Source organism: Streptomyces sp. NPDC050161 (assembly GCF_044460025.1).
Classification (GTDB): Bacteria; Actinomycetota; Actinomycetes; order Streptomycetales; family Streptomycetaceae; genus Streptomyces.
In genome coordinates, this window is record NZ_JBITJM010000036.1 from 13,728 (window position 1) to 26,890 (window position 13,163).

Here is a 13,163-nt window from a genome sequence, read left to right on the forward strand (position 1 = left end):
TTGCGCAAATCCTAAAGTAAGTGCCGCGGCTCAGGGCGCGGTGGCTCTCCCGGCGGCGGCCCAGTTCTCGTGCAGGCGGTCCAGATACGAGCGGGCCTGCCCGCCGGGTGTCACGCCGCGCGCGAAGGCCAGCATGTTGCCCGCCCCCGCGTTGTAGCCGAGCGCCAGCAGGTCCTGACGCGAGTGCGCGGCGGGCCACTTCGGGGGCAACTGCCGTGCCAGGTCATGCAGATACCAGGCAGCCGCCTCAACGGCCAGGTCCCGGTCATCGGGCAGCTCCTCCCACCTCCGGTCGGCGAAGTCCCGTCCCTTGCGGGTCTCGTCGAAGGCGGCGCGGTGCATGTTCGCGATGCCGAATGCCGCGTCGGATTTGTAGTGCTGCCAGGCGCGCTCCAGCTCCGGGTCGTGGGGCTTGTACGCCTCGCAGTACAGGATCGCCATCAGCAACCGCGGCTCGACGCCGGCCCGCGCGGCGTACTTGCGGACCTGCGGGGCGTAGTCGGCGGGGTCGTAGGCAGAGGAGGGGCGGGAGGTGCCGCCGGCGCCGGGTGTGGCGGAGGGCTCCGTATGAGGTGCGGTGGGGTGCCGTGGGGCGTGACCCTCGTGGGCCACGCCCCAGATGACCAGGGCGAAGGTCGGTACGGCGAGCCAGCGCCAGTGCCGCCGCGAATCAGCCATGTGCCGCTCTCCCACGTAGGTGTCGCTCCGGGCCCCCGTCTTGGTTCCATGATTGCGCAAGGGATGAATTATGCGTGGGGTGAGCGCGGAGTGCGGCAACGTCTCGTCCGCGTGGCGGTCCCGGTCCGCTACGGGAGTGCGGACGTCTCTGCCGTGCCGCTGCCCGCGGCGTGCCCGCCTCCGGCTGCCGGCAGGCGCACGGCCACACGGCTGTCCTCGGCGAGCACCACGATGGCGTCGCGTTCCTCCAGCGACAACGGCGCGGTTTTGGCAGGGTTCAGGAAGACGCCGTACGTCGGAGCTTCGTCACTGTGGCGGGCGATCCGGTAGCCGATGGCCGTCTCGCCCCGCTGCCTGGCCGCCTCGACGACCGTCGCGAAGTTCACCGTCGTACCGGGTGTGAGGTAACTGGCGGCGGGCTTGAGGTAGATCTCCGATCCCTCCGGGTCGAAGAGGTCGGTGAACACGGCGTACAGGTTGCGGTCCTCGACGAGCTGGGTCAGCAGGAGGCTGATCACCTTGGTGCTGACGATGAAGTCGTCCGCCTTGGTGACCTGGGCGATCTCGCGGTTGGCGTCGCTGTTCATCTCGGTGACGATCGAGTACGGGCTGCCTGACCTGATCGCGATGTCCCGCAGGTGAAGGAGCGTCACCAGGGTGTGGTCGTCGGCGCGTTCGGCGTCGATGTCGTCATCGGTCAGCACGATGATGTGCCGGTAGCCCTCCAGGCCGAGGGATTCCAGCGAGGTCCTGAGGGTCGGTTTGCAGGGCTTGTAGCCCACCGTGAGGTTCTCCAGGTGCTGCCGGAAGGCGTCGTCGGGCTGCCGGGAGGCCGCGATGTCGAGCAGCGAGCCGGGCTCCACCAGGCGGTCGAGCAGCATGATGATTTTGGGTGCCCGGGAGTTCCAGCCGATCACGAGTGTGCGGTCCGGTACCGGCAGCCGGCCGGGGGACGAGGTGATCGCCGGCTCGATGACGGGAGGCGGGGTGTCCGACAGCGTGATGAGGAGGTCGTCCTCGGCGACCACCAGCACGTCGTCATCGGCGACGATGACCGTATCCATCGGAGGATTGACCAGAATCTCCCCACTCGCCCTGCGCAATCCGGCCGGAATGCCGAGAGCGAATCTGTTGAGCGCCTCCCCGTACGTGATGCCGGCCAGCGCGGTCGCAGGGTAGGGGTAGAACTCGTTGCCGACGAAGCTGAGCAGCTCGTTGAAGACGGTGGACAGGCCGGACTGCCGGTGCGACTGCACGATCAGGCGTACGGCGATGTCGTCGGCGTCGATCACCAGAGCGGTCTCGCCCGCGGCCAGCCGGGCCGCCGCGGTGTTGGCCGAATTCTGCACGGCCGCCACGACGTGCGGACGCGCGCCCTTCCAGCGGCGGCTGTTGAGGAGCAGCAGCACCTTGATGACGTCGGTGTCGTTGTCGTCCCCGACGGGAGGCAGCACCATGATGGACTTGGCCGCGTCCAGGCTCACCAACTCCAGATCCGCCCGCTGAAGGGGGCTGCCGGATCGGCAGACCACCCGGGTGCGGCCGGTTTCCGGGATGCGCCTGCGGATCTCGCTCTCCATCTCGACCTTGTCCCGGTCGGCGAGGATGACGACGCACGAGCGCCGTTCGCTCTGGTTGGCCTCCACCAACTCCGCGATCACCGTGAACACTTGCTCCGACCAGCCCAGCACAATCGTGTGCCCACGCTCGATCAGCCGCGATTTGCCCCGTCGTAATTCCTGGATCCTGGCCTCCAGGCCGGTGGTCAGCACACCGATGAGCGCGCTGACGATGAAGATCCCGCCGACGGTCACCGTCAGCATGAGGCCCAGGAACAGCGGCCCGCCGGCGTCCCCGCCCATCGTGCCGGGGTCGAGGGTGCGCAGCAGGCTCATCCAGGCCACGCCTGGCCAGCCGCCGTTCTGCTCGGTGTCCTCGTCGGTGAGCAGCACCACCAGGCCGGTCACGACGGCTATCAGCACGACGGACGCCAGGCCCAGCCAGCCGATCAGGGCCGGTGTCCCCCGGTCCATCGTCGCGTCGAACCAGTACCGCAATCGGTCCCGCAGTCTCGTACGCACTACAGAAGACCTCGCCCTCCGCCACCGGGGCCGCCGAACGTCGGCGGCGCCGTCATCACTACCGTCCTGAAGATCATTTAACCCTGATCCGCACGGTCGATGTACCGGGCGCACACGTGGCCGAGTGGGCGCCGCCGAGCCCTCTCGCTTCCCCAGCGCTTCCGCAACGGGCCGACCAGCCAAGGGAGTTGACCGTCCGGTCTCACCTTCGGGGCTCAACACCGGCCCCCGTGGCTCCCGTTCGGGGTCAGCCGCGGAGGAAGTACAGGACGGTCGTGGTGCCGGCCGAGGCCACGAGGAGCCGGCGCAGTATCCGGGCGGGGAGGCGGCGGGCGAGGTGGGCGCCGCCGAAGCCGCCCACCACCGCGCCGGCCAGCATGGTGACGAGGATCAGCGGCGATGCCAGAGCGTCGGAGGTGACGAGGAGGAGCACGGTCGCGCTGACGTAGACGGCCGCGAGCTGGGTGACCCGCATCGGGTTGCTGACCGCCGCGTCGAGGCCGAGGCCGACGCTCCACAGGGCCAGCATCATGATGCCTACGGCACCGCCGAAGTATCCCCCGTAGACGGCGAGGACGAACTGGCCGATCAGCACGGCCCGCGGACTCATCCCGACCGGCCGGTCGAGCGCGCCGCTCAGCGCCCGGGAGAGACGGCTCCCGAAGGCGACGAGCAGCGTGGCGAAGGCGAGCAGCCAGGGCACCGCGGCCTCGAACGACGCCGCGGGCAGCGCCAGCATGAGACCGGCGCCGACCGCGCTCCCGGCCATGCTGGTCAGGGTCAGCGCCTTCGTGGACGCGCCTCCCACCGGGGCGAGTTCGCGTCGGCAGACCGATGCGCTGACCACGGCACCGGGTACGAGGGCGATGGTGGACGACGCGTTCGCCGTGACGGGTGGCAGGCCGGCCGCCACCAGCGCGGGCAGCGCGACGAACTTGCCACCGCCGCCGATGGCGTTCAGCACGCCGGCGCCTGTGCCTGCCAACAGGACGAGCAATATCTCTGACACCCGCCGATGGTCGCCCGGTGACCGGCGGGCCCACAATGCGTATTCGACGTACCTGGCATTAGGCAGTGCCATAGGCTCAGCAGGGTGCGCTACGACTTTGACGACCTGCGGCTGTTCCTCGACATCGTGGCGGAGGGGTCGATCACGGCGGGCGCTCGCCGGATGCACCTGAGCCTGCCGTCGGCCAGCGCCAGGGTGCGTTCGCTTGAACACCACGCGGGTGTGGCCCTGCTGATCCGCGGCCGGAGGGGCGTGCGGCCCACTCCCGCGGGGACGGCCCTGGCCCGGCACGCCCGCGAGGTCCTGGCGCAGACGGCGCGCCTGGAGAGCGCCGTCGCGAGCTACACCCGGTCCCCGGCCGCTCCGCTGACCCTGCTGGCCGGCGGCTCCGCGATGCACCGTCTCGTACCGCAGGCCCTGGTGTCGTTCCTGCGGGCGCATCCCGACGCCGATGTCACGGTCTCCGAGAGCCGCACTCCGCAGACGGTGCGGACACTGGCCGACGGCGAGGCGGATCTGGGTGTCGTCGTCGACGACGAGGCACGCGGCTGCGGCCTGGCCATGGAATCACTCGGTGACGACTCCCTCGTGGTGATCGGCCAGGCCGGCGGGATTCTCGCGGGCCGCACCTCGCTGGCCTATCGCGAGGTCGCCGAGCATCCCCTCGTCGGGCTCGATACCGACTCCTCGCTGCGGCGCTGGATCGAGAAGCACCTCGGCCCGCACACTCCGGTCGTGCGGTACCGCACCAGCGTCGCCGACCTCAACGTCCTCGTCGGCCTGGTGGCCGCCGGAGTCGGGCTCGCGGTCGTACCGCGCCGCGCCATCGATCCCGGCCTGCCGCTCGACGTGTGCGCACTCCAGGACCCGTGGGCCCGCCGCCGCCACCTCCTCGCCCGGGGCGTCAGCGACCGGGCGCCGTCGGCGGCCACGGAGGCGCTCGCCGCACACCTGCGGCAGGCGGCGCTGTCCCTGCCGGCGCCCCCAGCGGCGGCCCCGCCCGCGTAGCGGCTGCGCCGCCCCGGGCACGACTCCAGGCGCCTGCCGCAGGGCGTTCAGGGCCGCTCCGCGATGGCGCCGTGAGAGCGGGGGCCGGATGCGCTTGCGCCGTCCCAGGAAAAGATCTGCGTGGCGAGGTCGACGAGGATGCGGGACGCCTCGGCGCGGTCGTACAGCGATCTGTGCACCAGCAGGGACAGTTCCACCCGGTTCTCCTCGCCGAGCAGGACCTCCAGGTTCAGATCGGCGTCGTTGTCGAGCTTCGCGGGATCCCTCGGGCGGACGGTCATCTCCGGCAGGCCGGCGGTCTGCTGCCATACCTGCGAGGTGACCGGCGACGCGAAGTAGCTGTACGAGACCGAGAGGCGGACGGGGCTGCCGCGCCGCGTCTCCTCGGCGGCCTTGGCGAGCTGTGCGTCCCGGTAGGAGTGCCGGGCGAACTCCCAGGCGTCGGTGTACGCGTCCCGCGCCGCGTGGAGCGCCTCCCGGGTCGTGCGCGCACACGACAGGTCGACGGCGGCGAGCGACCGCTGGAAGAAGCAGCCGACGGCGGTGGGATGGGCGGGGGGCCGGGTGGAGAAGGCCGAACGGATGACGAGGGCCGGCTGCCCCGAGAGTGTTTTCAGCAGCACCGCGAACGCGCCGAAATAGACGACCGACGGCACCACCCGATATCTGACCGACAGCCTCTCGACCGCGGCGTGCAGCCGGGCCGAGCCGAGCGCCAACCGCCAGTACACGGGCTCCGGTTCGGCCGATCCCCCGTCGGCGGTGAGCGGGAGCGGGCGGAAGGCGGGAAAGAGCGTCCGCGGCACTTTCCGCAGACACCTCTCCAGGTGGGAGGCGGCGCTCGCGCGGTACGTCAGCTCCTCGGCGGAGTGGTCGAGGCGTGCCTGATCGGTGGGCGTCCAGGGTTCCCCCTCCCCCGGGCCGTCCGGCGGGTCTCCCGTACCGGCGCCGGCGAGCAGCGACGTGAAGTCCTCCCACAGCCGCTCGATGCTCGCGGCGTCCACCGCGATGTGATGGAAGACGGCGATCAGCCGCCCCGCCGTCCCGTCGCCGGTGACGTGCAGAAATCTCACCGGACGCTCCCGCTCCGGGTCGATGTCCCGCGCGGCCGTCCGGGCGAGCAGGGCAGGGAAGTCCTCGCCGGGGCGGAGAGCCTGCGACTCCACGGCGCTGTGCCCGTCCGGTGGATGGACCAGTTGGACGGGCCGACCGTCACCGCCGACCGGGAACGTCGTCCGCAGTGCCTGGTGGCGTCGGATCAGTGCCCGCACGGCGGAGACCACCCGCGCGTGCGTGCAGCCCGCGGGAAGCGCCCAGACCACGGGGATCCTGGTGTTGATGCGGGGGTGCTCGTACCGGCCGTACCAGTAGTGCTCCTGCCCCCACATCAGCGGCACGGGCTCCATCTCGGCTGCCTCCCGGGCGCTCGTGTCAGACGCTCTTGCGGAACACCGTGATGTAGCGGCCGGGGTTCCCCTGGTACGGCGCGCCCGTCCATCCCGCCCACCGGCCGGCGAGCTCAAGACCGGCGATCCGCGCCATCAGGTCGAGTTCGGACGGCCATACGTAGCGGTACGACATGGGGTAGAACTGCACGCCGGTTTTGGTCACCACCATCTGCTGGCGGTTGACGCGCTGGCCTGCGCGGTCGTGCTCCGCGGCGACGAGGACGGCCGAGTCGGCCGCGGCGCGCATCGTCTCAGCGAAGGTCGACTGGGCGTAGTGAGCGGGGCTGAGCAGCGACAGCTGAAGGACGAACGAGCCGCCGGGGTCGAGCCGGGCGGCGACGTTCTCGAAGCAGCGGACCTGCTCGTCCTGGGTCAGCAGCAGCATGAACGTGTTGAGGACGCAGTAGACGACGCCGAACGTTCCGGGCGCCGGAACCTCGGCGAAGTCTCCGATGACCACGTCGATGTCCGCGGCGTCGGGTTTGCGGCGGAGCTGGTCAGCCATCGGCTCGGAGGAGTCGATTCCCACCACCTGCACTCCGCGTCGCGCCAGGGGGACGGCGACCCGGCCGCTTCCCACGCCGAGTTCCAGGGCCCTCCCCCGGCCCGCCAGTTCCGCGAGGAAACCGGCGGCTTCCTCCGCGTCCCGGGCCGTCGCCCAGCCGAGACCGTCGTAGTCCTCCACCCGGTCCCAGCACTCCGTGTTGCCGTACGACTCCATGGTCTGGTCCTCCCCACTCGGTGATGCCGGATCCGGCGCCTCGTTCGGGCGCGGGCTACTGCTCGGCCAGGGGCTTCATCTCGGTCCACACCGCGTCCACATGGGCGAGGCACTCCCGCTCCGAGCCGCGGAAGCCCTCTTCCCGCCAGCCGGCGGGGAGGGCGCGGGACACGTCCCAGATCGAGTACTGGCGGGTGTCGTTGACCACCACCGCGTAGGTGAGGTCATCGGCCGGGTTCATCGCGTGCCTCCTCGGGTGAAGGGATCCCGGCCCTGCCGGTCACGGGATCCTTGTCCTGTGCCGCTCGGCCGGTACGCAGCAGGCCCCAGCCCGCCACCGGCACCAGCAGCGCCGTCAGCAGACCCGACACCGCCAGGCTCGGCCGTACGCCGAGCAGTTGCACCAACGGCCCGCCGAGCGACAGGCCGGCCGGGGCCGCGAGACTCGTGCCCGCGGCCCAGAGCGTGACGACGGGCTGCTGCTCCATTTCGTTGAGGGTGGATTGCAGGAACGTGTAGACGAGCGGGGTGAACGGTGCCCATACCAGGCCGCCGAGCGTGAAGACCACGGCGGCCGGCCAGAAGTCCCCGGCCGTCGCGAGACCGATGGGGCACAGTGCCCACAGCGCGATCGCGGTCACCAGGGTGGGCTGGACCGGGAGCCTGCGCAGCTGGTTGATGCCCAGCGCGCCGACGAAGGCGCCGGCGCCGAACATGCCCCAGAGCAGGCCGAGTCCGGCGCCGTCGGCGTCCAGCGGCCCCCGGACCAGCAGGGGCAGAGCGATCTCGACCGGCATGTAGAAGAAGTTGAAGCAGCAGACCACGACGAAGAGCCGGGCGGCCTGCGAGTTGGCGCGCAGCACCCGCCATCCCGAGACCGGGCCCGCCGCCCCGTGATCGTCGCCGTTCTTCTCGCTGTGCGGCGCGGGCCGCCCGGCGGACGGCGGCCTGGGTACCACGGTCGCCACCACGACCAGGAGCAGCAGAGCGGCGGCACCGTCGAAGAGCAGCGCCAGGCCGGGGCCCTTCGTCACGACCAGCAGTCCGCCGATCACGGGGCCCGCGATGTACTGGGCACCGCTGCTGACCGAGCCGAGCAGGCCGTTGACCGCCAACCGGCCTTCGGCGCCCACCATTCCGGTGGCGAGCAGCCGTCGGCTGCTGCTGCCGACGAGCCGGAAGGAGGAGCCCATCAGCAGCCCGACGATGAGTAAGGGCAGGCTCAGCGCGTCCGTCAGCGCGAGCACGCCCAGGGTTCCCGAGACGAGGGACCGCAGCACACAGTCGGTCAGCAGCAGCACGCGGGGCGGCGGCCTTCTGCGGCCGAGGCCCATCGCCAGCGAGAGCACGGTGGCCAGCACGAAGGGTGCCGTCGCCACCAGGGACACGGCGAGCGAGGCGGGAAACGTGCCGTGGATCCTGAGCGCCTCCATCGGCAGCGCGACGATGATCATGCCGTTGGCGATCTGCGAGAACATGTCTCCCAGCAGCAGCGCGGCCAGTCGGCGGTCGGCGAGTACCTGACCGTACGAGAGGGCGCCGGGCGGCTCAGTCGCTGTTCTTTTCATGGATCCTTCCCACGCGTGCCACGAAGTCGCCGAAGCAGTCCGCCTCCAGGACGGTGCGTGTGCGCAGGACGAGGTCCAGCGCGGCGCCCGTCTTGGCCGCGATCCGCGCGGCGTCCATCGAACGCCCGCCGAGCGCGAAGAAGTCGTCCTCGTCGTCCAGGTCGTCGACGCCGAGTACCTCCTGCCACGCCTGGTGTGCCGCCGCCCGCACAGCTGGGGGGACTTCGGCCGACGGGCCGGGTGCCGGGTCCGCGGACGGGCCTGCGGGGGCGGGCGCCGGTTCCGTCGTCGGCAGGGTGGCGAGCGGGGCGTCGAGGTCGTCCAGGAGTGCCTGGAGCGTGTCGAGCACCCGGTCCGCCAGGAGTCCGGCCGATTCCGGTGACCGGGTGGCGGTCGGGTACTCGACGCGCATGATCGTGGTGTCGGCCGTCTCGATCCAGGCGATGAGCAGCTCGCACTTGGCGGTGCGGCCGGGGAGCCAGTGCGGCGTCCAGGACAGTCCCGCCCGGCCGTGCAGGGGGTCGGGCAGCCGGACGTGGTCCAGGATCGTCCGGGTGTAGCGGTCGTGCGCCGCCCGGTGCTGCGGCACCGATGCGACCACCTGCTCCAGCGGGACCGCCCGGTGCTCCCAGGCTTCGGCGCACGCCGTACGCACCTGCTCGACGTACGTCCGGCGCGACGCCCCGGCCGGCAGTTCCAGCGGGATGGGCAGGGTGTGGACGAGGTTGCCGATCAGTCTTTCCGTGCCGGGGGTGCGTACCGACATCGGGGCCGCCAGCACGGTGTCGGCGGGCAGCGAAGCGGGACGCAGGGCGGCGCTCAGTGCGGCGACGAGGAGCATGAAGGGGGTGCATCCGAGCCGCGGCGCGGTGCTGCGCAGGGTGTCGACGACCGTGGCGGGCACCGGTCGTTCGAGAACGGCGCCGGGCCGGGACGCCATGCCGGGGGCCGGGTCGCCGGGCGGGGCGGCCGTGGCGAGCCGGTTCGCCCAGTGGTCGACGGAGTCGCGGAACCGGGTGCCCGCCCACCGGCCGCGCTCCGCGCGTACGTACTCCGGGTAGGTCACGGCGGGTGGCTGCGGCGCGGGGGTCGCACCGCCCAGCGCGGTCTCGTACGCGGTGAAGAGCGCGTGGAGGAGGATGCCGGTGCTCGCACCGTCCCAGATGAGGTGGTGGACCGCGAGGACGAACACCGCGCGCGTGGGTGACAGCCGGTGGAGGCGGGCCCGTGCCAAGGGCCCGTTGCCGAGGTCGAAGGGCGCGAACAGGCCATCGGCGTCCGCCAGGGCGATGACGTCGTCCCGCGTGTGCACACCGGCCCCGCACGTCACCTCGGTGAGGCCGGGCCCGGCATCGGCGCCGGTCCGCACCACTTGGACGGGGCCGGAATCCCCCGTCACGAAGACGGTGCGGAGCGCGTCCTGGTCCCGTACGACCGTGTGCAGGGCGCTGCGGAGCGCCGCGCTGTCGAGTGGACCCGACAGGTCGAAGGCGACGGTCTCGACGTAGGTGGCGGACTCCGGGGTGAGGCGGTCGTGCAGCCACATGCTGCGCTGGCTGCCGGAGAGCGGTACGGCGCGCGGCGGCTCCCGGTCCTGTCCGGGTGTGCTCCCGTGCCGGGCGGCGAGTGCGCGCAGCCGGCGCCGGGCCGACTCCGGGTCCTGGGCGGCCGGTGCGCGGTTCATGGTCCCTCCGTCCGCTCGATGACCGTCAGCAGGTCGGCGACCTCGTCGTCGCTGAGCCCGTCGATCCACCGTGTGTCCGCCGCCCGCGGTGCCGGGTCCGCTGCCGTCTCCGGCGCGGGGGCCGCGGGCAGCGTGGACAGCAGGGAGGCGAGTTGCCGGGGAGTGCGCTCCGCGAAGAGCGCGGAGGCGGGCACCGTCAGGCCGAGAGCCTGTTCCAGCAGGCCCTTGAGGCGGCCGAGTTGCAGCGAGTCGCCGCCGAGCGCGAAGAAGTCGTCGTGCCGGCTCACCGCCGGTACGTCCAGGACGGTGCGGAACGCCGTGGCCACCGTCGTCTCAAGCCCGTCGTGCGGCTGCTCGAAGATGTCCGTCAGCGTGTTGTCCGGGTGCGGTTCCGGCAGCGCCCTGCGGTCCGCCTTACCGCTGCTGAGCAGGGGAAGGGCGGACAGTTCGACGAACACCGGGGAGGCGACGACGCTCGGCAGCCGTTGCGCGAGGAAGGCGCGCAGGTCGTGCGCGGCCACGGTGTGCCCCGGGCGGCGGACGAGGTAACAGACCACACCGGCACGGGAGTCGACCCGTACCAGGGCGGATGCGACCGCTTCGTGGGCGAGCAGCGCCGATTCGACCTCGGCGGGGCTGAGCCTGACGCCCTTGATCTTCACCTCGTCGTCGGCGCGTCCGACGTAGCGCAGGAGTTTGTCGGCGGGCCGGCGGACGAGGTCCCCGGTGCGGTACATCCGCTGTCCCTGCCCCCGGAACGGGTCGGGCAGGAAGCGTGCGGCCGTCATGCCGGGTCTGCCCAGATAGCCGTGTGCCAGACCGATGCCGCCGATGTACAGCTCTCCCGCCGCGCCTTCGGCCACCGGGGTCTGCTCGTCGTCGAGTACGTAGGCGTGCGTGCCGCGTATGGGGAGGCCGATCGGAGGGAGGGAGTTCCCGTCAGGGCCGGGTGGGGACGCGGGCAGTGGGGCGATCAGGCGTACGCCGGAAGTCTCGGTGATGCCATAGGAGTTGTAGACGCGGAAGGGGAGGTTCCGTGGCCAGGTGCGCAGTTGCTCGCCACCGGTGATGAGGGCCTGGAGGGACGTCCCGGCGGGCCAGTCCAGTTCCATGAGCTGCTCCCCCAGCCGTGTGACCGCCACGCTCCAGGTCACTCCCGCCGCCAGCAGGAGGCGCTGCACGGCCGCGGCGTCCCACTCGGTGCCCTCGTCGGCGAAGGCCACGCAGGCGCCGCTGGTCAGTGGTGACCACAGCTCCCAGCGGGTGAGGGCGAAGCCGGGTGAGGACAGCCAGCTGCCGATGGCGCCGGGGCCGAGCCCGAAGGTGTCCCGGGTCCAGAGCGCTTCGTTGACGATGCCGCGGTGCGGGATGCCGACGGCCTTGGGTTCGCCGCTGGATCCGGAGGTGAAGAAGACGTACGCGGTCCGCTCGTCGCCCTGGCTCCGGGGTGACCACGCGGTGCCCTGCTCCCCCGCGGCGCCGGCCCCGGTGATCTGCTCGTCCGGTCCGACGACGAGCTGCGCACCGGACATCACCAGCAGTCGCTCGCTGCGTTCCCTCGGCAGCAGCGGGTCCACGGGCACGCAGACCCCGCCCGCCTTCCATACGGCGAGCGTGGCGACGATGTGTCCGACCGACCGGGGCGAGGCGACCGCGACGGGGGTGCCGGGGCCCGCCCCGGCGGCGGTGAGGCGCTGGGCCAGGGCATGGGCGCGGCTGTCGAGTTCGCCGTAGCCGACGGTCCGGCCGCCTCCCTTGACGGCCGGGGCCCTGGGCCGCCGCCTGGCCTGCCGCTCGAACAGCTCGTGCGTCGCGGCGCGGGGCGGGGACGTGTCGGTGGCGCCGGGTACGGTGCTCCGGCCCGGTTCCGTCACGCGGCGTTCCCCGACAGCGACCCGATTTCATCGGCCGGCTCGGACAGCTCTGTGCACGCGTCGTAAAACCGGTCCGCGTCGCACTCCTTCGGCCCCACGACCGGAAGGAAGGTGAATCCACGTTTCATTTCCTCGCCCCTTGACCGCGTCGGGGGACAGCTCATCGGCGCCCGCACGTCGAGTCGTACAGATTCCGGTACTGCTTCTCCGCGAACTCGATTTTCGCGAGGGCGCGTCCGGTGTCCAGAGCCACGTCGTGCGGGATCTTCAGCGGATTTCCGGCCGCCTCCGCCATGAGCTGCGACTTGGCCGCCCGCTCCATCACGATGAAAAGCCAGGCGGCCTCGCCGATGCTCCGCCCGCCCGCGAGGAACCCGTGGTTCTGCATGATGACGGCCGTGCCTTCCCCCATGGCCTCGACTATCGCCTTCCCCTCCCGCCTGGCGTCGACGAGCCCAAGAAACTGTGAATAGAGGCCGTGCCGTTGATAGAGCGCGCAGGCGTCCTGCGTAATGGGGTCGAGCTTCCGGCCGAGTGACGACCAGGTCTTGCCGTACATCGAGTGCGTATGGGCGAAGGCGACGAGGTCGGGGCGTGCCCGGTGGAGTTCCCCGTGGATCGGGTCGACCGACGGATTCAGCTCTCCCTCACCGGCCAGAATGACGCCTTCGTTCCCCACCAACAGGAGGTCGTCCACCGTCACCTGGTGAAAGTCGAGGCCGAACGGATTGACCCAGTAGGCGTCTTCGTTCTCGATGTCCCGCACACTGATGTGGCCGGCGATCCCCTCGCTGTATCCGAGTGCGGCGAAGAGGTGGATCGCTTCCACCAGGGCGTGCCGCTGCTCTTCCCGGGTACGCGGCAGGTGGTCCCGCGCGGCTGCTGCCATGGTCTGGGACATTCTCATTCTCCTTGCGGGACGGCGTCGCATACGCACCGGAAACCGAATGCGTTATGACGGACGGTCAGCAGGGCGCCTTTGGTGAGCGCAGCGCCACATCCCGCAGGTCTGCGGGCATACCTGGTCATCGGCGATTCCGATTCGGCCTCGCGGATGCGGGCGCGATATCCCACACCGTCCGGGGACTTGAG

The 13,163-nt window shown here is 71.3% G+C and carries 11 protein-coding genes; 1 reads left to right on the top strand and 10 read right to left on the bottom strand.

The features are described from left to right. Window positions 1-30: 30 nt before the first annotated feature. The 3 genes from ACIBK8_RS34120 to ACIBK8_RS34130 all read right to left on the bottom strand — a co-directional run bounded on the left by ACIBK8_RS34120 (window position 31) and on the right by ACIBK8_RS34130 (window position 3,768). A complete protein-coding gene (locus ACIBK8_RS34120) occupies window positions 31-678 on the bottom strand; it encodes a transglycosylase SLT domain-containing protein (RefSeq protein ID WP_399046395.1) in 648 nt (215 codons plus the stop codon). Window positions 679-806: 128 nt separating this feature from the next. Further along, entirely contained in the window at window positions 807-2,759 is a 1,953-nt protein-coding gene (locus tag ACIBK8_RS34125; protein ID WP_399046397.1) for a potassium transporter TrkA, read from the bottom strand. 247 nt (window positions 2,760-3,006) lie between these two features. Beyond that, on the bottom strand, window positions 3,007-3,768 hold the full coding sequence (locus ACIBK8_RS34130; RefSeq protein WP_399046398.1) for a sulfite exporter TauE/SafE family protein: 762 nt from the start codon (window positions 3,766-3,768) through the stop codon (window positions 3,007-3,009). Between the two features lie 84 nt (window positions 3,769-3,852). Here ACIBK8_RS34130 and ACIBK8_RS34135 point away from each other — a divergent pair, with 84 nt between their 5' ends. After that, the gene (locus ACIBK8_RS34135; protein WP_399046399.1) at window positions 3,853-4,776 is read left to right on the top strand and encodes a LysR family transcriptional regulator; all 924 of its coding nucleotides are present in this window, start codon (window positions 3,853-3,855) and stop codon (window positions 4,774-4,776) included. A 47-nt stretch (window positions 4,777-4,823) separates the two neighbouring features. Here ACIBK8_RS34135 and ACIBK8_RS34140 read toward each other — a convergent pair whose 3' ends face one another. The 7 genes from ACIBK8_RS34140 to ACIBK8_RS34170 form a co-directional block, all read right to left on the bottom strand. Beyond that, complete coding sequence (locus ACIBK8_RS34140; RefSeq protein WP_399046400.1) at window positions 4,824-6,182, bottom strand: condensation domain-containing protein; 1,359 nt, start codon at window positions 6,180-6,182, stop codon at window positions 4,824-4,826. 25 nt (window positions 6,183-6,207) lie between these two features. Then, window positions 6,208-6,945: a class I SAM-dependent methyltransferase gene (locus ACIBK8_RS34145; RefSeq protein WP_399046401.1), complete on the bottom strand. Its 738-nt coding sequence runs from the start codon at window positions 6,943-6,945 to the stop codon at window positions 6,208-6,210. A 55-nt stretch (window positions 6,946-7,000) separates the two neighbouring features. Continuing rightward, the gene (locus tag ACIBK8_RS34150; protein ID WP_393684738.1) at window positions 7,001-7,186 is read right to left on the bottom strand and encodes an MbtH family protein; all 186 of its coding nucleotides are present in this window, start codon (window positions 7,184-7,186) and stop codon (window positions 7,001-7,003) included. After that, window positions 7,170-8,513 (bottom strand): MFS transporter, encoded by a 1,344-nt coding sequence (locus ACIBK8_RS34155; RefSeq protein WP_399046402.1) that lies wholly within the window; start codon window positions 8,511-8,513, stop codon window positions 7,170-7,172. Before ACIBK8_RS34155 ends, ACIBK8_RS34150 begins: the two co-directional genes overlap by 17 nt. Next, window positions 8,494-10,197 (bottom strand): condensation domain-containing protein, encoded by a 1,704-nt coding sequence (locus tag ACIBK8_RS34160; RefSeq protein WP_399046404.1) that lies wholly within the window; start codon window positions 10,195-10,197, stop codon window positions 8,494-8,496. Before ACIBK8_RS34160 ends, ACIBK8_RS34155 begins: the two co-directional genes overlap by 20 nt. Then, window positions 10,194-12,071 (bottom strand): non-ribosomal peptide synthetase, encoded by a 1,878-nt coding sequence (locus tag ACIBK8_RS34165; protein ID WP_399046406.1) that lies wholly within the window; start codon window positions 12,069-12,071, stop codon window positions 10,194-10,196. Before ACIBK8_RS34165 ends, ACIBK8_RS34160 begins: the two co-directional genes overlap by 4 nt. Before the next feature lie 160 nt (window positions 12,072-12,231). Further along, on the bottom strand, window positions 12,232-12,972 hold the full coding sequence (locus ACIBK8_RS34170; RefSeq protein WP_399046408.1) for a class II aldolase/adducin family protein: 741 nt from the start codon (window positions 12,970-12,972) through the stop codon (window positions 12,232-12,234). Window positions 12,973-13,163 lie beyond the last annotated feature (191 nt).

What these genes read in the sequence shown, in the direction of transcription:
- ACIBK8_RS34120 (WP_399046395.1), bottom strand. Translation starts at nt 678, where the DNA reads ATGGCTGATTCGCGGCGGCACTGGCGCTGGCTCGCCGTACCGACCTTC.
- ACIBK8_RS34150 (WP_393684738.1), bottom strand. Translation starts at nt 7,186, where the DNA reads ATGAACCCGGCCGATGACCTCACCTACGCGGTGGTGGTCAACGACACC.
- ACIBK8_RS34160 (WP_399046404.1), bottom strand. Translation starts at nt 10,197, where the DNA reads ATGAACCGCGCACCGGCCGCCCAGGACCCGGAGTCGGCCCGGCGCCGG.
- ACIBK8_RS34140 (WP_399046400.1), bottom strand. Translation starts at nt 6,182, where the DNA reads ATGGAGCCCGTGCCGCTGATGTGGGGGCAGGAGCACTACTGGTACGGC.
- ACIBK8_RS34170 (WP_399046408.1), bottom strand. Translation starts at nt 12,972, where the DNA reads ATGTCCCAGACCATGGCAGCAGCCGCGCGGGACCACCTGCCGCGTACC.
- ACIBK8_RS34145 (WP_399046401.1), bottom strand. Translation starts at nt 6,945, where the DNA reads ATGGAGTCGTACGGCAACACGGAGTGCTGGGACCGGGTGGAGGACTAC.
- ACIBK8_RS34155 (WP_399046402.1), bottom strand. Translation starts at nt 8,513, where the DNA reads ATGAAAAGAACAGCGACTGAGCCGCCCGGCGCCCTCTCGTACGGTCAG.